Raw genomic sequence first — 17742 nt, forward strand, 5'->3', positions numbered from 1 at the left:
GAACCGCGCCGAATGGCGATGGCCGGCACTGATCATGCAAAAGATCGGTCATCAGCTTCCATCCAATTCCGCGCGCAGGGCTCTGGACATTCTGGGGGATCGCTGGACCCTGATGATCCTGTTCCACGCCTTCCGGGGACGGCGGCGCTTTGAAACCTTTCAATCCCAGACCGGAATGGCGCGAAGTCTTTTAACCGGGCGGCTTTCGCGACTGGTGGACGCAGGCGTGCTTCAGCGCGAGCAATATCAGGGACGTCCGCCGCGTTATGAATATCGGTTGACGGCGATGGGGACCGATCTGTTCGGTGCCTCGCTGATGATCATCCGCTGGGAAAAAATCTGGTTTCCGGATGTCGAGACGGCGGCGCACCGGCTGCATCACAAATGCGGCCATATCATCACCCCGGAATTGCGGTGCGAGGCGTGCGGGGAGATTGTGACCGCGCGCACGATCCAGGTAGCCGACGGGCCGGGGGCGGGGCTGGAGCCGCCGCAGCCGCCGCGTGTTCAGCGGCGCTCCACCGTGCTGCGCGACGCCATCGATCCCGACCGGCAGATGCTGGAACGGGCGATGGAGGTGCTGGGCGACCGATGGACGGCGCATGTGATCGCATCGGCTTTCACCGGCGTCCGCAAATTCGGCGAGTTTGAATGCGAGTTGGGCGTCGCCCCCAACATCCTCTCGGAACGGCTCAATCGCCTTGTCGATCTGGGCATATTCGACCGGCGGCTCTATCAGGAAAAGCCCGAACGCTTTGAATATCGCCTGACGGCGAAAGGGATCGACCTGTTCCCCCTGATCGTCGAGCTGATTTCATGGGGCGATCGCTGGTTGGATGGCGGCAAAGGACCGCCGCAGATATTGACGCACAGCAGTTGCGGACATCGCCTCGTCCCCATGATCACATGCGACCATTGCCACGAGGTGGTGACGGTAACGTCGACCCGCTTGACCGAGGATCAGTTGGTCAGCGCGCAGAGATAATCCGGCGGAGCGTCGCCAGCGCGCAGACTTTCCATGCGCCGTGTGTCGATATAGTCGCGCCAGGACGCGATCAGATTGCCTTCGAATTCGACCACCGCGGCATAGGGCATGGCAACCTCCACGCCATTGGTGCGGCGATAGGCATCGACGCCTTCGACGAACAGGAGGTCCGCCGATTCCGCATGGCGCAAGATCCGCCAACGTGTTTCTGCCATGTCGGACCGAAGTTTTTCCAGCACCGCCCGCACCGCCGCTTTGCCCGACACGGGAGGAATCGCCGCTGCGGCGATGTGCCAGACGACCGTGTCCGTCATCAGCGACAGGACCGCATCGACATCGCCGCCGTTCCACGCCTCGACCAGCGCAAGGAAAATCTCGTGCCGGCTCAACCGATCATGTCCAGAACCTGATCCCGCAAGGCGCGCCGCGATACCTTGTTCATGGCATTGCGCGGCAGGCTGTCGACGATCACCATGCGTTCGGGCAGTTTGAACCGGGCGAGGCCCCGGTCGCTGAGCCAGCCGGCGATGGCGTCGAGGTCGACCGTTTCATCGCCTGCAGGCACGACGGCGGCGCACATGCGCTCGCCCAGCCTGTCGTCGGGAATGCCGACCACGGCGGCCTCTTTCAGCGCGGGGTGCGCCGCCAGCATATCGTCAATTTCCGCCGGTGAGATATTGACGCCGCCGCGAACGATGATTTCCTTGCACCGTCCGACGAAGCGATAAAAACGCGGTGTCGGATCATCCCCGGCGAGCTCGAACAGGTCGCCGGTGCGGTAATAGCCCCGGTCGTCGAACGCGTTCGCCGTCGCCTCCGGATTGTTCCAATAGCCGCCAAAGGTCGCCGCGCCCTGAAAGCGCAATTCGCCGGACTTGCCCTTTTCCGTAATGTCTTCCTCCGTCTCGAGATCGACGAGACGGGTCGAGATCATCTGGTCGCTGATGCTTCCCGGCCAATCGATCCCGTCCACGCCCATGCGCGGAAAATAACGTGCGCGATCGACATGATCGGGCATCGATCGGGCGTCGCTGAACAGCGATGCGCCCTCGTTGGAGCCATAGATGTTGCAGACCTCGATGCCATAGCCGTTGGCAAAGCCTTCGATCATGAACGGCGACAGGGGGGCGGAGCCCGACCCGATGGCCCGCAGCGACGACAGGTCCATGCTGTCGAGCAGGCCCGGCGTTTTGAGCAGGGCCGTCAGAATGGCCGGGGCCGCAATGGTATAATTGACCCGTTCCTCGACGATCTGACGCAGGAAGAGTTGCAGGTCGAACGGGTGGTGCAGGACGAGCGTTCCCTGTTGCATCAACCAGGGCGTCACCAGCCCGAACGAACCGATGTTGACGAGGGGGAAGGGATTGAGCAGCACTTCGCCTTCGCGGATGTCCGCCGCCTCCGACACCATGATCCCGTTGACGATCCAGTGGTTCTGGTCACGCGGAACGCCTTTGGGCCGGGCCTCGGTCCCCGAAGTCCAGAATATGGTGAACAACTCGCCGGGTCCGGTCGGGTTTTCGTTACGATAGGCGGCAGCTTTGGACGGATCGGCGGCGGCAATGCGGGCATCCAGATCGACGGCGCCTTCGGGGGCCTTGCCGCCCAGGATCAACAGTTGGCAGGCGCTTCCAGCGGTCACCTGCTGCGCCAGATCCGCATGATCGAAACCTGCGAATGCGGCGATGGTCACGATCGCGCGCGGATCGACCGACTGCACGACATGGTCCAGTTCATGCCGTCGATACGGCATGACCACCGGCGAGATGATCAGGCCGATGCGCGAGGCCGCCAGCGCCAGGATCACTGTGTCGGAGATATTCGGCAACTGGTAGGTGATGACATCGTCTTTCACCAATCCGCAATCGAGCAGCGCGGCGGCCATCCGGTCGACTTCATTGCCCAGCTCGCGCCACGTCAGACGGCGAGGGTGTTTGCCATCGAGATCGGGGCGGTTGGCGGGGTCGACCAGCGCAAGGCGATCGGGCACGGCCTGCCTTGCCCGTTGCAGCCAATCGTCGAGCGTCAGATCGCCCCACCAGCCCTTTGCGGTGAAATCGTCTATCCGGTGTTGCGGTGTCAGTTGCATCCTGTCCTCCGTAGATTCAGCGCGCGCGCTTGGGCGGCCAGGGGAAAAAGCCGGAGGTCCGCTCGATATAGTCGACATAGTCCGGTTTGGTCTTGCGCATACGAAACTCCAGCGTCGGGGCGCCCGACCATTTCATCAGCGTCCAGGTCAGGAGCAGGGGGCCGGGCAACGCCAGCCAGCCGAGGGACGTTTCCGCGCCGATCAGGAACAGGCCCCACCACAGGCAGGCGTCACCGAAATAATTGGGATGCCGCGTGTAATGCCAAAGGCCGGTCGACAGCACCTTGCCCTGATTGGCGGGGTTCTTGCGGAACCGGGTGAGCTGCCAGTCCGCGATGGATTCAAAGAGAATGCCGAACAGTGCCAGCGCGGCGCCGATATAGGCCAGCGTGCCAAGCTCCACCGGTTCGGCCGGGATTTGACCCAGCATCGCGGGCAGGGCGACGATGAATTGCAACGGTGCCTGCGTTGCGAAGACCAGCCAGAAGGACGCACGGCCATAGGACCAGCCGCGCGATTCCTTTGCCTTTTCCATCATCCGTACATAGCGGCGGTCGGGACCGTGATCGCGCCAGCGCCAGAAAAGATAGCCGCCGAGCCGGATCGCCCACAGCGAACATAATCCCAGCAGAAGAAGGCGGCGGTCGGTGCCGCCGCCCAATTGCAGAAAGGTCGCCAACGCCATCAACGCCATGCCCAGCGACCACCAGGCGTCAACCATGGTGACGTCGCGGATCGACGCGCAGATCGCCCATAACAAGGTGAAGGCGACCACAACCGTCAGGGCGTTGATCGCCAGTATCTGGAACACTTCCATTCTATTTCCTCTCCTGTCGCCGGATCAACGCCCGGTCGAAATCTCTTCCATGTCGAGCATTCTTGCCAGCGCGCGTTCCTGCGCCTTCGGGTCGCGCGCCTGCGCGGCGCGGACTTCCATGGCCATGCGATCGGTGTCGATCTCGTCGGCTCCGCGCTTGATGGCGGACAGGCCGATGCGCGCGATGTCCTCTGGCCGTTCCTTCGCTCCCGCAACATGGGCGGCCATGCGGGTGTCGACCGATCCGACGATCAGGGCGCTGACCGACGTGCCCTGTTTCGCGAGTTCGGCGCGAATGGAGGTCGTGGCGGCGCGTGCGGCAAATTTGGACGGGCTGTATCCGCCCATGGCAGGGACGGCGACCAACCCTCCGGAAGACAGGACGTTGACGATCGCGCCGCCGCCGTTCGCCTTCAATATCGGTGCAAAGGCGCGGCACATACCGAGCAGGCCGAAATAATTGACCTCCATCTCCGCCCGCGCGGCATCGATGGTCGCGCTTTCGATCAGGCGCTGATTGAGGAAGGCGCCCGCATTGTTCACCAGCACGGATACGTCGCGCGCCGCTGACGCCGCCTGTTCGATCTGCGCCGGGTCGGCGACATCGAGGGACAGGATGGCGACACGATTGCCGCCTTCATCTGCCAGATGCTTCGCATTGGCGGGATCGCGGGTTCCGACATAGACTTTCGCCGCGCCCGCCGAAAGGAACGCGCGGACAAAGGCTTCACCGATACCGCGATTGCCGCCGGTCACCAGCGCGGTGGCGCCTTGCACGTCGAATGCCATCAGTTTGCGCCCCGTGCCGCATAGAGCAGGTCGTCGGGCTTCTTGGCACCGCGCACCAGCTCGGTGCCGGGCGGGAACATCAGGCCGCGACCCCAGCTTTCGCTGTGCGGCATCTCATGGTTCCATTCCCACGCCAGCTGGCGATGGGCAATCTTCCAGTTTCCATCGCGCCGTTCGAAACGGTCGATGGCGCGCGCCAGCGTCAGCGTCTCGAACGTCTCTCCGCTTTTTTGCATGCGCGCGAACGCCAGAATATAATGTTCGGCGTTGGCGGTGTCGCCGTCGAGTTCGATGACGATGTTGGTGGCGAGATGATTCATGATGCCCGCCTTGGGAAGCATCCTGGCCATCAACGCGACATAGTCGGATGCCGGTCCCTTGAAGACGCCGCCATGATCTTCGATCGCATCGGGATGATAGGCGTCGGCGATCAGGTCGATATCGGCGCGGTCGGCGCCGCGCAGATACAGGTTGATGACGTCGGTGATGGCCTGCTTGTCGAGCAGCGCCTGAATCGCGGGGCCGGTCAATGTGTATCTCCCAATATGATGATGCTGGCGTCGGGGTTTTCGGCATAAAGACGCGCCACGGCATCGCCGCGCCGGTCGATCACCGCTCGGCGGTTGATCGTTCCCTTGTCCGATATCTCATGCGCGTTGGCGCTGGGTGGTTCGTCCAGCAGCAGCGCGCGGCAAATGGTCGAGGAGCCGCCCTGCTGCGTGGCATTGAATGCCGCCAGCGCATCGGCGATGGTTTCGCGCGTTCCATCCTTTGACGGCCAGACAAGCAGCGCCAGATAGGGACGGTTTTCGTCGCAGAGCACGACATCGGTCACCAGCGGCGACAGCGCCTTGATCAAGGCATCGCGCAGCGCGCCGCCATAGACCCACGCGCCGCTCGACAATTTGAACTCCTCCGCCAGCCGGCCTGCGAAAGCCAGACCCGCTTCGGGACGGTGCGGGTCGTTGAAGACCGCGAGATCGCCGGTGCGATAATATCCCTCGTCGTCGAACGCGGCGGCGGTCTTGTCGGGTTCGTCCAGATACCCGCGCGTCACCATCCGTCCCTTGACCCGCACCTCATATCGCTCCCCCTGCGGCACCAGTTTGACGGTGGCGCCCGGTGCGGGAAGACCGACGCCCACGCGATCGGTTTCAAAGTGGATCGCCATGAATGCCGATACGGTCTCGGTCGCCCCATAGCCGGAGGTCAGGGTGATGCGGTGGCCGGTCTCCGCAATGGCACAGGCCTGTAGCCGGTCGTACACCGGCTGGCTCAGCCCCGCTCCGCCATAGAGCATGACCCGCAGTTTCGAGAAAAAGGTACGGCGCAGCAGCGCGTCTTTCTCCAATTCCTCGACCAGCAAACCATAACCGAGCGGGACATTGTTGTAGAAGCCGACGCCGATTTCGCGCAGGTTACGGATCGATTCCCCAAACAGCGCCGGAACGGGTTTGCCGTCGTCGATATAAAGGGTTCCGCCTTCGGTCAGCGTCGTCCGCAGCACCGATGCGCCCGCCGCGTGGTGCCACGGCAGCCAGTCGAGCATGACATCATGCCACCCGGCGGTTTCTCCGACGATCTGGCGGCACTGGGTCGAGTTTGCGCCCAGATTGTCGAAGCTGATTTCGACCAGCTTGGGCAGGCCGGTCGACCCCGATGTCAACATATAGGCCGCGATGTCATCGCGCCGGATGGCGTCGAGCGATGCCTGCACCGCGCCCGTCACCTTGCTGGCATACAGCGCGTCAAGGCTGGTCGCCGCGCGCTCGATCCGCGCGGGATCGTCGGTCACGATCAGCGCATCGCCAAGGTCGAGGGTGGCGATCGCATTGGCCATCCGGCTGGCCGAGGCCGCGACAATGACGCCGGGCGAGGATTTGCGGATCACATGCGCCAATCGCCCATAATCGCCGCCCAGCGCGGCATAGGCGCTGCTGACGGGGACGACGGGCAAGCGGGCAGACCATCCGGCAAAGCTCATCACGGCAAATGCCAGACTGTTGTCGGCGATCAGCAACAGCGGCCGCCCCGCGGGCGCATGATCGACCAGCCATTGCGCCGCCGCGTCGATATGCTGTTTCAGATCGGCATAGGAGATGCTGCGCCACCCATCCTGTCCCGGCACGCGCCAGGCGAGGGCGATCTTGTCGGGCTGCCGCGCGGCCGCACGCGCGAAGGCGGCCGGCAGATTGGCGTCGAAATCCTCCAGCTTTATGCGCGATTCCAGAAGGACCACCCCATCGTCGAGCCGCTCCACGGCCAGATCGACCGGCATCAGCCGAGCCTCGCGAAACGGTGGCGGATTTTTATCGATGATGGGGTGGGCGTCGATCATCGTCAGACGGCCGGACGCGCCAGCATGGCTTCGACATGTTCGCTGACGCCCTGGCCTGAGAGCTGGTTTTCCTGAAGACGGCCGTCGAAATATTCGCGCCAATGATGGATCAGCCCGTCCTTGAAATCGAGGATCCCGCAATAGGGAATGGCCACGCGAACGCCGTCGACGGTGTCGAATTCGTCCACGCCTTCCATCCACACCTTGTCGCCGTCCTGCGCGACGTCGAACAGCCGCCAGCGATTGTTGGTGATCCGGCCCTTCATCCCTTCCAGCGTTTTACGCATCGCGTCGGCGCCGCGCAGTGGCGCGCGAATGCCGCCGGAGTTGTTCCAGATGATGTCGGGATGCAGGCAAGCCATGACGCCCTCGACGTCCGCCCGATGCCAGCTTTCGATTACGCGGCGCAGCGTGGCAATATGATCCGTCATCGTGTCTCTCTCCTTTGCAAAAGCTGGCATGCTGCCCGCGATCAGCATCGCGGCGCCGCCGATCATGATGGTGCGGCGCGGCGTCATCCCTGTTGGATAATCAGGCTGACGGTGGTTGTCGTGGAGCCGCCGATGTTCAGGGTCTGCAAGGCGGTCGCGCCCTCCACCTGATAGTCTCCGGCCGAACCCGTCACCTGCTTGTGGCCGTCGAGCGCCATGCGGATGCCCGTGGCGCCGACGGGATGGCCGCACCCGATCAGGCCGCCCGATGGATTGATCGGGTGCCTGGACCCGATCTCGATGGCGCCCGCTTCGATGGCTTTCCAGGCCTCGCCGGGCGCCGTCAGCCCCAGATGCTCGATCGCCATATATTCGGTGGTGGTGAAGCAGTCATGGACCTCGAAGGCGCTCACTGCCTCCAACGCGATGCCGGCGCGTGCGCGGGCTTCTTCGGCGGCGCGGTGCACTTGCGGAAAGACATAGCCGCCGCCACGCGACGCCGCGACCTTGCTGGCATAGGATATGGGCGCCGATCGATGTCCCCACCCGCTGATGCGCGATAGCTGGTCCAATGACAGTCCGCGCTTTGCGGCATAGTCGGCGGCGCGCCGGGGCGAGGCGAGAAATATCACGCTCGCACCATCGGTCACCTGTCCGCAATCGCTTTTGCGAATACGGCCTTCGACCACCGGATTTGCCTCATCGTCGGGACCGAAGCTGTCGGCGCCGAATTGCCACGCGCGCGTCTGGGCATTGGGATTGCGGCGTGCATTTGCGAAATTGATTTCGGCGATCCGGCCCAGATGCCGGTGATCGATGCCATAGCGCCGGTCATATTCCTCGGTCAGATCGGAAAAGGCGCGCGGCCAGACATAGGTCGCATCGCCATATTCATGTCCGGCCCAGGCCGCGGCGCCCAAATGTTCCGCCGCCGTGCGGCCGGGCACATTTCGCATCAATTCCAGCCCCATCACACAGGCGAGATCGTATCGGCCCGCTTCGATATCGGACATTGCGGCCATGATCGCGACCGATCCGGATGCGCAGGCCGCCTCGTGACGCGAGGTGGGCAGGCCGTCCAGATCCGGGTGAACCTGGGCGAAGAAACCGCCAAGCAGACCCTGGCCGGCGAACAGGTCGGCGACGAAATTTCCAACATGGCCGACCTCGATTTCGCTGGCGTCGAGTTGCGTCGCCTCCAGACCCGCGGCGAGCGCCCGCGCAAAGCCGTCGGCCAGTTCGGTCCCCGACCGCGCCCAATTTTCTGCAAAGTCGCTTTGCCAGCCGCCAAGTATATACGTCATGATAGGGGACCCTTTTCGGAAGGTGAGGCCATTTTCGCCGATGCGGCCGCCCGCCGAAACGGCGCGATCGCGGACAGAACGAGGGCGCCGGCAATCGGACACAGCACCGCGACGTTGATCGCGATCGCGCGGCCCAATTGCTGCGTATCACCCAATATATGCTCGGTAATCAGGGCAACGCTGACCGGCCCGATCGTCAGGCCGACGATCCCGAGGGTGAAGAAATAGAGCGCGGCAACGCGGCCGCGCAGGCTGCCGGGCGCTGCTTCGCAGAGCGCGGCGACCGCGATGCCGCCGGACGCGGTGAAAAAGATCATGCCAGGAACCAGAATGGCGAGCGCGATCCAGGCCGAAGGGGCGAGGCATGCGGCCATCATGAAGGGCGTGACCAGCCAGATCGACCATCCCGTGACCTTGGCTGCGGCAGCTTCCACCCCGCGCTGCGCGAGGCGCGAGGCCAGCCAGCCCGCACCGGACAGGCCAAAGCCGCCGCACAGCAAGACGACAAAGCCATAGCGGAGGCCGACTTCGGTGGCGGTCCAGCCGAAGCTGCGCATGAAATAGGCGGGCATCCACGACAGGACACCGTAAATGACGATGCAATACAGCGCCATGCCGCCCAGATGCCGCAGATGGAACGCCGGGTGGCGGCGCAGATGTGCGAGCAGGCCATAGGTGGCGTCGGTCTCGCTTGCCAGTTCGCGCCGTTGCGGTTCCGTTACAAAAGCGAGCAGGACGACGACGACCAGACCGGCCAGCCCGACGATGATGAAGGTCGCCTGCCAGGGCGCCACGGCACCGATAAGGGGAAGCGTGATTTCAGGACTGGCGGCTACGCTTCCGATCACCGTCCCGCCGACCATCAGCGCGAGACCCGCGCCGATCGAGCTCGCCATCGAATAGACGCTGATCGGAAAGGCGCGCTTTTCCGGCGGGAAATTGTCGCCGATCATCGAGATGGCGGCCGGCGACAGCGTCGCTTCGCCGGCCCCGACACCCATGCGGGCAATGAAGAGCTGCCAGAAACTGCTCGACAGGCCGCAAGCGGCGGTGGCGAGGCACCAGAAGGTGACGCCCGCGCCGATCACGCGCTTGCGGGGAATCCGGTCGACGAGCCAGCCGATCGGCAGCCCCATCACCGTATAAAAAAGGCCGAATGCCAAACCCTGCAACAAGGCGATTTCCGTATCGCTGAGGCCAAGGTCCGCTTTGATCGGGTCGATCAGCAAGCTGAGCAACGTCCGGTCGACAAAGGAAACGACATAGCCAAGCGTCAGCACCGCCACCGCAAACCAGCTGCGCGTTGGATTCGGCCAGGGCGTCTCGACCTGCGATATGGCGGCTTGGGAAGGGGCCGGCGCGGCGCTTGCCATGTCGACTTGCCCTATTGTGCGGTCGCGCCGAAATCCTCGGTCAGCCCCATCTCGCTGAGGAGATGGTGGCGATCATAATATTCGCGCCACACCTTGATCTTGTCGCCTTCGAATTCCAGCGCACCGCATACCGGCGTCGCCCCCGGCTTTCCCTTGCAGACGAAGGTATCCATGCGCTCCATGTAAAGCGTGCCGTTGATCACGCCGATGTTGAGCAGTTTCAGGTCGATGCTGTCTGCCAGCGCGCCGATGCCCGAGATACGCTGATGAATCGCCTCGCGTCCGACGATCGGGTCGATCATCATCGAATGCAGGACCGAATCATCGGTCAGCATCGACGCTGCCAGATCCCAGTCCTTGTCGTTCCACGCGTCGATCATCGCGCGGCCAACGGCGATTTTTGTGTCATCTGATACGGACATAATCATCTCCCATAGTCTGTTTATGCAAGCAAGTCTGACGCGCGCCGCCATGCGTGTCAACAAGTAAGTCTTGACAAGCAAGTGTCTCCCATGAAATCTACTTGCATAACAAGACTTGATGCGGTCCGGCCTCGAAGCCGGAGGCGAATGGGAGGGATAAGATGACGACGACGGCACGGAAATTTTATGCGATTCAGCTTTTTTCAGGCGTGGCCATGGCAGCCGCTATCGCCACGGCGAATCCGGCCTTGGCGCAGGCTTCCGGGGGGCAGGCGCCCGCCGCGACCGATGCTTCCGGGCCGCAGGTCGACGACATCGTCGTGACCGCGCGCAAGCGCGAAGAAAGCCTTCAGAATGTGCCGATCGCCATTACCGCCTATTCGGGCGATGCGATTCGCGATGCCCAGATTTCCAGCCTGTCGGAATTTGCCGGTCGCACGCCGGGCTTTACTTTCCAGCAGCAAAGCTCGCTGGAACAGGAAGCGTTTATCCGCGGCGTCGGCACGCTTCGCCTGAACAGCGCGACCGCCGATCCGTCGATCGGCCTGTTCCTCAACGAAGTGTATATCGGACGGCGCGGCACCGCGACGCCGCCGATCTTCGATCTGGAACGCGTCGAGGTTCTGCGCGGACCGCAGGGTACGATTTTCGGCAAGAATGTCGTCGGCGGCGCGGTGAGCCTTGTTACGGCGGCGCCGCAGTTCACGCCCGGTGCGGGCGGTTATCTGGCCATCGGCAACCATGATACGGTGCAATCGGAAGCCTATGTGACCGGCCCGGTATCCGAGAAAATTGCCATCCGGGCGTCCGGTTATGTGAATCGCCACTCGGGCTTCAGCCGCAACATCGTGACCGGCCAGGAACTGGACGACATGAAGAGTGCCGGGGGACGCGTTTCGCTGCTGGCGGAGCCGACCGATGCGCTCAAAATCAGCATCGTGGCCGATATCAGCCGCGACCGCAGTGGCGGTCAGGCCCGGCACGCGGTGGACGATCCGACACGGCCGGGAATCGGTCCCATCACGACGGGGCAGATTTCGTCGGACCCGCGCACGACCGAAACCCCCTATGATCAATATAGCCGGCGCAACACGGGCGGCATCAGCGGGCGGATCGATTATGATATGGGATTCGGGACGCTGACCTATCTTTCGGCGCTGCGTATCGGCAAGTCGGCGCAGCGTTATAGTCAGGCGGGCGCCGGTTCGCCGCCGTCGATCACGGACTCGGTGCTGACGCAGCGAGAGAATTATCGCGGCCTGACGCAGGAATTGCGGCTTGCCTCCGACGGTAGCGGTCCCGTGAACTGGATCACCGGCGTCTATTATCTGCGGGAAAAGACGGATCGCAGTTCGCGCAACACCGCGACGAGTTTCCTGCCGGGCGGTCCGGGCGGCACGCGCGACAGCCTGGACGGCGACAATATCTTCGAACAGGTCGGCATTTCCAAAAACTACGCCGCATTTGGCGAGCTTTCGTTCGACATCACCTCGCAGCTCACCGTGTCTGCAGGCGCGCGTTACACGATCGACAAGAAGAGCATGGTCGGGGGCGCGCGCGTCCTGAGCCTGGGACAGCCCGGCGACCTTCTGTCACCCGCGCCGCTTCGGGCGCCTTACACGCTGGACGTCGAAAAGACCTGGCGCGAGTTCACGCCCCGCATCGCCATCGAGTATAAGATCAACCAGAATATTCTGCTGTACGCATCGGCGGCACGCGGTTTCAAGGGCGGTGGCTGGCAATCTGCGGCGCCGGATCTGGAGACGGCAATCCGGGCCTTCAATCCGGAAACCGCTTGGAGCTATGAAATCGGCTTCAAGAGCGATTTGTTCGACCGCCGCGTTCGTCTGAACCTCGCGGCCTTCCAGCTCGATTTCAAGGATCTTCAGGTCGAACAGCTGGACGACGTCCTGCTGACGACGGTGGTCGCCAACGCCGCCAATGCCAAGATCCGGGGGCTCGAGGGCGAGGTGACGCTGGCGGTCACCGACGGTCTGACGCTGTCCGGCTCGGGATCGGTGATCGATGCCAAATATCTGGATTATGTCGATGTTGGCCGCGGGCTGGATTTCACCGGCAACAAATTGCCGCGCGCCGCCGATTATCAATTCTCGGTCGCTGCGGATTATGAAACCCCGGTCAGCGCCAAGCTGACGCTGAAGGCGCATGTCGACTATGTGTATCAGGACAGCATTTTCTATGGCCCGGACAACGCCAACCGCGAGCCGGGCTATGGCCAGCTTAACGCACGCCTCGGCATCGGCGCGACCGACGATGGCTGGAGCATCTCGCTGTGGGGCAAGAATCTGACCAACAAATTGTACCGCGTCAGCGTCATTCCGTTCCTGGGCGATGAGGCGTCGCTTTATGGTGCCCCGCGTACCTATGGCATCCGGCTCTCCGGGAAATTCTGATCGGGCCGCATCGCCGGTCAACAATGAAGGTAGTTATGAAAATCACGCGACACCCCCCGATCGTTACCAGTCTGAAGCCCAGCAATCATCCGTATCTCAACGGAGCGTGGACGCCGCTTCATGAAGAGGTTGATGTGGACGATCTGGAGGTGATCGAAGGCCAGATTCCGACCGATATTGCGGGCATTTATGTCCGCAATACCGAAAACCAGATCCATCAGCCGCTGGGGCGTCATCATCCATTCGATGGTGACGCCATGATCCACCGGATCGAATTTTCAAACGGTCGTGCCCGCTATGGAAATCGCTTCGTCCGCACCCGGTGTTTCGCCGCCGAGCAAGAGGCGGGGGAGTCGCTGTGGGGCGGGTTGGCCGACCCGGTGGAAACGGCAAAAAGGCCGGGGTTCGGGGCGCATGGGGCGTTGAAGGACAGCGCGTCGACCGACGTGGTCGTTCACGCCGGCAAGATTCTGGCGACCTTTTATCAATGCGGCGAAGCCTATCAGGTCGATCCCGACACGCTCGATGATCTGGGCGTCGCCCCCTGGGCGCCGATCGATGGCGTTTCGGCGCATTGCAAAGTGGACGAGACGACTGGAGAATTGCTGTTCTTCAACTATTCGAAGCATCCACCCTATATGCATTACGGCGTCGTCGGCGCCGACGGACGTCTGAAATCCTATGTTCCGATCGAGCTGCCGGGGCCCCGGTTGCCGCATGATATGGCGTTCACCGACAACTATTCCATCCTCAACGATCTGCCCGCATTCTGGGACGAAAGCTTGCTGGAGCGGAATATTCATGCCGTGCGCTTCCACAAGCATCTGCCGTCGCGCTTTGCGGTTCTGCCGCGTCACGGCAATGCGGAAGACATTCGCTGGTTCGAAGCGGCGCCCTGTTACGCGCTTCACTTCATCAACGCCTATGAAGACGGCGATGAGCTGGTTCTCGACGGCTATTTTCAAGAGGATCCGACGCCGTCACCCTTGGCGGATGCGCCCGGCGGTTTTGAACATATGATGGCGTATCTCGACGAGCACAGCTTTCGCTCGCGGCTGCATCGCTGGCGCTTCAATCTGAAAGACGGATCGACGCGCGAAGAGCGCCTGTACGACGGCACGGTCGAATTCGGGATGATGAATGCCCGCTTTGCCGGAAAGCCCTATCGTTATGTCTATTCGACCACGACCAAGCCGGGGTGGTTCCTGTTCAACGGCTTTGTGAAGCATGATCTTCACACGGGCGAGGTGCAGGAACTGATGCTGGAAGAAGGCCGCTATGCCAGCGAAGCACCTTTCGCACCGCGCATCGGCAGCGTGGACGAGGATGACGGCTATCTGGTCAGCTTCATCATCGATGAAAATCGCGGCACGTCGGAATGCATTCTGATCGATGCCCGGAATTTGAGCGCCGGGCCGGTGTGCCGGATTGCGCTGCCGCATAAGATCAGCAGCGGAACCCACGCGGTCTGGGCGGATCGCGGCTTCGTCGATTCCGGGCGGGAAAGTCGCGCATAATGCCGTATCGCGTGGTGCAGTGGGCCACCGGTGCGATGGGCCGCACATCATTGCGGCGCATTATCGACCATCCCGACCTCGAACTTGCCGGCTGTTACGTCTATTCGGCGGACAAGGCTGGCGTCGACGCGGGGACACTGGTCGGGCGCCCGGAAACCGGGGTGCTTGCCACCAGTGATATCGAACAGATATTGGCGCTCGACGCCGATGTGGTCCTCCACATGCCGCGCATCACCCTTCCGTATGAAAAGATGAATGGCGACGTCGAGCGGCTGCTGGCGTCGGGCAAGAATCTGATTTCGATCGCGGGTTTCCATGCGCCCTGGGCGCATGAGGCGGCTTACGCCGATCCGTTGCGCGCTGCCTGTGCCGCAGGCAATGCCACGCTGGCGGGGTTGGGCGTCAATCCCGGAACCATCGTCGAACGCATCGCGCTGGCGGCGACGGGGCTGTGCCAGACTGTGGATCGGGTTATCGTCCACGAAACGGTCGATGCCTCGGGCATGGCTGCGCCGGGGTTTGTCTTTGGGCTGATGGGGTTCGGCAGCGATCCGGCGAAGGTCGATATCCGGAAAGGCCCGCTGGCGGAGCTCTACACTCAGCTTTTTTCCGAAACCCTGCATCTGGCGGCCCAGGGATTGGGGGACCGCATCGTTGGTATCGAATCCGCGCACCAACTGACCCTCGCGCCGCATGACATCACCGTTGCGGCAGGCGTCATTCCGCAAGGGACCGTCGCGGCAACCCGGTGGTGCTGGATCGCGCAGCTCGCCGGCGGCCGGGCGATCGAACTGGCCATATTGTGGACGTCCGACCCTTTGCTGCACCCCGAAGTGGGGCCGGGGCATTGGACGATCCGCGTGGAAGGGCGTCCCAACATCCACATGACACTGTCGATCGATGAGGCCGACCCCGCGATGCCGCGCGCACGCGCGCTGACCGATGCGACGGTCAGCGTGGCGCTGTCGGCTATCCCGCATGTCGTGGCCGCTGATCCGGGCTTTTTCGCCTACCCGCATCCGCCGTCATGGCGCGCGAGACTGAAGGAGGCGGAATGATGCCGGTCTTTATCCGGGAAGCCTTACGAACCGCGCGCGGCAAGGCGCGGCCCGACGGCGGGTTGGCGGCAGAAACGCCGCACGGGCTCGTCGCGGCGCTTGTCGGCGCGCTGGCGGAGCGCGCCGCAAACCCCGGCGAAAGCGGGGCGCTTTTGCTGGGGTGCGTCGGACAGACCGGCGCTCAGGGCGGTAATATTGCCCAGGTTGCCAAACTGGCGGCCGGGCTGCCCGACAAGGTCGCCGCGCAAAGCCTCAACGCCTATTGCGCGTCGGGCCTGATCGCCGTGGGGCAGGCCGCGGCAATGATTGAAACCGGCGCCCTGACGGGTGCCCTCGCGGGCGGCGTGGAAATGATGTCGCGCGTTCCCTTCATGGCCGACGATGCAACCTATTACACCGACACCAGCTTTGCTCCTCCGGCACGTTATATTCCGGTCGCCCTCGCGGCCGACCGTCTGGCTACCCGGCAGACGATCGGCCGGGCGGCGTTGGACGAGGTGGCCCTGCGGTCACAGGCGGCGAGCGCGGCCGCAGAGGAGGACCCACGATTGATCCGCTCGCGGATCGATGCGGGCGGCCTGTCGCGGGACGAATGCATTCGCCCCGATCTGGACCTCGGTCGGCTGCAAGCCCTGCCTCCGGCGTTCGAGCCGCTTCGCAGCGCCTATGCCGAAGCGTTAGGGGATGAACCGTTTGATCTGCAGCATAGCATCGCTCATGCGCCACCGATGTGCGATGGCGCCGGATTGGCGATGCTGTCCTCGAGCCCGCAGGGCGCGCGGGCGCGCATTCTGTCCTATGCTCAGGCGGGCGGATCGGTCGACGATTCCGTCCTCGCCGGCTTTGCGGCGATGGAGCAGGCGCTGGATCGCGCGGGCCTGACACTGAATCAGATGGACGCGATCGAATTTATGGAAGCGTTCGCCGTGGTCATAGCCAAATTCATGCGCGATTATGCCGTCGACCCGGCGCGGGTGAATATGGCGGGCGGGCATTTGGCAAAGGGCCATCCGATGGGCGCGACGGGCGCGATCCTTCTGTCGACCTTGCTCGACTGTCTCGATGCGCGGGACGGACGCTATGGATTGGTCGTCGTCACCGGCGCCGCCGGAATCGGCGCGGCGATGGTCGTCGAAAGGATCGCCGCATGACCGTGGTGCCCGGACTGCGCGTTCCCGTTCTCGTCGCTCCGATGTTTCTGATTTCCGGGGTCGAGATGGTGGTCGAGGCGGCATTGTCCGGCGTTCTCGGTGCCTTTCCCGCACCGAATTGCCGGACCGTGTCCGATCTCGACAGCTGGATGGAGCAGATTTCGGCGCGTGTCGAAGGCCGGCCGTGGGCGCTCAACATGATCACGCACTCGACGAATGCGCGCCTTGACGACGAACTCTTGCTGATCGCCAAATACCGCCCGTCGGTCATCCTGACGGCGCTCGGCAGCCCCGCTCCGGTTGTTGCAACCGCCCAGGCCTATGGCGGCATCGTGCTGGCCGACGTGCCGACGGTCGGCCTCGCCAAAAAGGCACTGGCGGCGGGCGCCACCGGGCTGGCCTGTCTGGCAACGGGAGCGGGCGGCCACACGGGTCATTTGTCGCCCTTTTCCTTTCTGTCCGCCATTCGCGATTTTCACCGCGGTCCGCTGACGATTGGCGGGGGCATATCCGACGGCGCGGGGGTCGCCGCCGCGATTGCAGCGGGCGCCGACATGGCCTGCATGGGGACGCGCTTTATCAGTTGCCGGGAAAGCATGGCTGGCGACGATTACAAACAGGCCGTCATCGCGGCGACGATCGACGATATCGTCCTGAGCGACCGTGTCACCGGCACGCTCGCATCGTGGCTGCGCGGCAGTCTGGGGCAGGCGGGCCTGCTCGATCAGGGGCAGGCGACGCCGCAGCGCGACTATGGCGCCGTGGCCGACGCGCATCGTCGCTGGCGGGATATCTGGTCGGCCGGGCAAGCGGTGGGGGCGGTGAAGGCGAGCGAGCGGCTGGCCGATATCGTGGCGGCTCTGGACCGCGATTTCGATGCGGCAAGGCGACGGCTTCTCGTCGGGGCGTGACGGCCGCGTTCGGAAATGAAATCTTCGTTCGGTTATTTCAGCACGAAGAGGGCCATCTTGCGAGCCGGAACAGGGCGTAACTCATCGGCTGTCATCGCTTGGCATTTTGCCATTTGCGTTGTTTTGCCGTCGGCCGGGCGCAC

General features: G+C 63.4%; 16 protein-coding genes. 6 read left to right on the forward strand and 10 right to left on the reverse strand.

Features of this window, described 5'->3' with window-relative positions:
* The first annotated feature begins 34 nt into the window (after positions 1–34).
* On the forward strand, positions 35–985 hold the full coding sequence (locus ACSYDV_RS11000; protein WP_438323856.1) for a winged helix-turn-helix transcriptional regulator: 951 nt from the start codon (positions 35–37) through the stop codon (positions 983–985).
* Here the strand turns inward: ACSYDV_RS11000 and ACSYDV_RS11005 are convergent.
* The 10 genes from ACSYDV_RS11005 to ACSYDV_RS11050 are packed head-to-tail and all read right to left on the reverse strand — an operon-like array spanning position 961 to position 10548.
* On the reverse strand, positions 961–1374 hold the full coding sequence (locus ACSYDV_RS11005; protein ID WP_438323857.1) for a nuclear transport factor 2 family protein: 414 nt from the start codon (positions 1372–1374) through the stop codon (positions 961–963). The genes ACSYDV_RS11000 and ACSYDV_RS11005 overlap by 25 nt on opposite strands.
* Positions 1371–3074, reverse strand: coding sequence for a class I adenylate-forming enzyme family protein (locus ACSYDV_RS11010; RefSeq protein ID WP_438323858.1), 1704 nt, complete (start codon positions 3072–3074; stop codon positions 1371–1373). Before ACSYDV_RS11010 ends, ACSYDV_RS11005 begins: the two co-directional genes overlap by 4 nt.
* Positions 3075–3090: 16 nt before the next feature.
* Positions 3091–3891, reverse strand: coding sequence for a DUF1295 domain-containing protein (locus ACSYDV_RS11015; RefSeq protein ID WP_438323859.1), 801 nt, complete (start codon positions 3889–3891; stop codon positions 3091–3093).
* 24 nt (positions 3892–3915) lie between these two features.
* Complete coding sequence (locus tag ACSYDV_RS11020) at positions 3916–4680, reverse strand: SDR family oxidoreductase (RefSeq protein ID WP_438323860.1); 765 nt, start codon at positions 4678–4680, stop codon at positions 3916–3918.
* On the reverse strand, positions 4680–5210 hold the full coding sequence (locus ACSYDV_RS11025; RefSeq protein ID WP_438323861.1) for a nuclear transport factor 2 family protein: 531 nt from the start codon (positions 5208–5210) through the stop codon (positions 4680–4682). Before ACSYDV_RS11025 ends, ACSYDV_RS11020 begins: the two co-directional genes overlap by 1 nt.
* Positions 5207–7018, reverse strand: a complete 1812-nt coding sequence (locus tag ACSYDV_RS11030) for an AMP-binding protein (protein ID WP_438323862.1) — start codon at positions 7016–7018, stop codon at positions 5207–5209. Before ACSYDV_RS11030 ends, ACSYDV_RS11025 begins: the two co-directional genes overlap by 4 nt.
* A gap of 2 nt (positions 7019–7020) precedes the next feature.
* Positions 7021–7497, reverse strand: a complete 477-nt coding sequence (locus ACSYDV_RS11035) for a nuclear transport factor 2 family protein (RefSeq protein WP_438323863.1) — start codon at positions 7495–7497, stop codon at positions 7021–7023.
* Between the two features lie 35 nt (positions 7498–7532).
* Positions 7533–8753, reverse strand: a complete 1221-nt coding sequence (locus tag ACSYDV_RS11040) for an acetyl-CoA acetyltransferase (RefSeq protein WP_438323864.1) — start codon at positions 8751–8753, stop codon at positions 7533–7535.
* Positions 8750–10126, reverse strand: coding sequence for an MFS transporter (locus tag ACSYDV_RS11045; protein ID WP_438323865.1), 1377 nt, complete (start codon positions 10124–10126; stop codon positions 8750–8752). Before ACSYDV_RS11045 ends, ACSYDV_RS11040 begins: the two co-directional genes overlap by 4 nt.
* A gap of 11 nt (positions 10127–10137) precedes the next feature.
* Entirely contained in the window at positions 10138–10548 is a 411-nt protein-coding gene (locus ACSYDV_RS11050) for a limonene-1,2-epoxide hydrolase family protein (RefSeq protein ID WP_438323866.1), read from the reverse strand.
* Positions 10549–10763: 215 nt separating this feature from the next.
* On the opposite strand from ACSYDV_RS11050, the gene ACSYDV_RS11055 reads away from it, so the two are divergent.
* Genes ACSYDV_RS11055 through ACSYDV_RS11075 form a run of 5 tightly spaced genes read left to right on the forward strand, consistent with a single transcriptional unit; the run spans position 10764 to position 17599 of the window.
* On the forward strand, positions 10764–12962 hold the full coding sequence (locus ACSYDV_RS11055) for a TonB-dependent receptor (RefSeq protein ID WP_438323867.1): 2199 nt from the start codon (positions 10764–10766) through the stop codon (positions 12960–12962).
* Positions 12963–12997: 35 nt separating this feature from the next.
* Positions 12998–14479, forward strand: a complete 1482-nt coding sequence (locus ACSYDV_RS11060) for a carotenoid oxygenase family protein (RefSeq protein WP_438323868.1) — start codon at positions 12998–13000, stop codon at positions 14477–14479.
* Complete coding sequence (locus tag ACSYDV_RS11065) at positions 14479–15537, forward strand: NAD(P)H-dependent amine dehydrogenase family protein (protein ID WP_438323869.1); 1059 nt, start codon at positions 14479–14481, stop codon at positions 15535–15537. Before ACSYDV_RS11060 ends, ACSYDV_RS11065 begins: the two co-directional genes overlap by 1 nt.
* Entirely contained in the window at positions 15534–16688 is a 1155-nt protein-coding gene (locus ACSYDV_RS11070; protein WP_438323870.1) for a thiolase family protein, read from the forward strand. Before ACSYDV_RS11065 ends, ACSYDV_RS11070 begins: the two co-directional genes overlap by 4 nt.
* Positions 16685–17599 carry an NAD(P)H-dependent flavin oxidoreductase gene (locus ACSYDV_RS11075; protein WP_438323871.1) on the forward strand — a complete coding sequence of 305 codons (915 nt, stop codon included), beginning with the start codon at positions 16685–16687 and terminating at the stop codon, positions 17597–17599. Before ACSYDV_RS11070 ends, ACSYDV_RS11075 begins: the two co-directional genes overlap by 4 nt.
* Positions 17600–17742: the final 143 nt, after the last annotated feature.

The sequence above is a fragment of the Sphingopyxis selenitireducens genome, assembly GCF_051550705.1.
GTDB lineage: Bacteria > Pseudomonadota > Alphaproteobacteria > Sphingomonadales > Sphingomonadaceae > Sphingopyxis.

Coding starts and splice junctions, on each gene's coding strand:
- ACSYDV_RS11075 (WP_438323871.1), top strand. CDS start 16,685: ATGACCGTGGTGCCCGGACTGCGCGTTCCCGTTCTCGTCGCTCCGATG.
- ACSYDV_RS11070 (WP_438323870.1), top strand. CDS start 15,534: ATGATGCCGGTCTTTATCCGGGAAGCCTTACGAACCGCGCGCGGCAAG.
- ACSYDV_RS11055 (WP_438323867.1), top strand. CDS start 10,764: ATGGCAGCCGCTATCGCCACGGCGAATCCGGCCTTGGCGCAGGCTTCC.
- ACSYDV_RS11060 (WP_438323868.1), top strand. CDS start 12,998: ATGAAAATCACGCGACACCCCCCGATCGTTACCAGTCTGAAGCCCAGC.
- ACSYDV_RS11020 (WP_438323860.1), bottom strand. CDS start 4,680: ATGGCATTCGACGTGCAAGGCGCCACCGCGCTGGTGACCGGCGGCAAT.
- ACSYDV_RS11065 (WP_438323869.1), top strand. CDS start 14,479: ATGCCGTATCGCGTGGTGCAGTGGGCCACCGGTGCGATGGGCCGCACA.
- ACSYDV_RS11000 (WP_438323856.1), top strand. CDS start 35: ATGCAAAAGATCGGTCATCAGCTTCCATCCAATTCCGCGCGCAGGGCT.
- ACSYDV_RS11040 (WP_438323864.1), bottom strand. CDS start 8,753: ATGACGTATATACTTGGCGGCTGGCAAAGCGACTTTGCAGAAAATTGG.
- ACSYDV_RS11045 (WP_438323865.1), bottom strand. CDS start 10,126: ATGGCAAGCGCCGCGCCGGCCCCTTCCCAAGCCGCCATATCGCAGGTC.
- ACSYDV_RS11010 (WP_438323858.1), bottom strand. CDS start 3,074: ATGCAACTGACACCGCAACACCGGATAGACGATTTCACCGCAAAGGGC.
- ACSYDV_RS11015 (WP_438323859.1), bottom strand. CDS start 3,891: ATGGAAGTGTTCCAGATACTGGCGATCAACGCCCTGACGGTTGTGGTC.
- ACSYDV_RS11030 (WP_438323862.1), bottom strand. CDS start 7,018: ATGATCGACGCCCACCCCATCATCGATAAAAATCCGCCACCGTTTCGC.
- ACSYDV_RS11050 (WP_438323866.1), bottom strand. CDS start 10,548: ATGTCCGTATCAGATGACACAAAAATCGCCGTTGGCCGCGCGATGATC.
- ACSYDV_RS11035 (WP_438323863.1), bottom strand. CDS start 7,497: ATGCTGATCGCGGGCAGCATGCCAGCTTTTGCAAAGGAGAGAGACACG.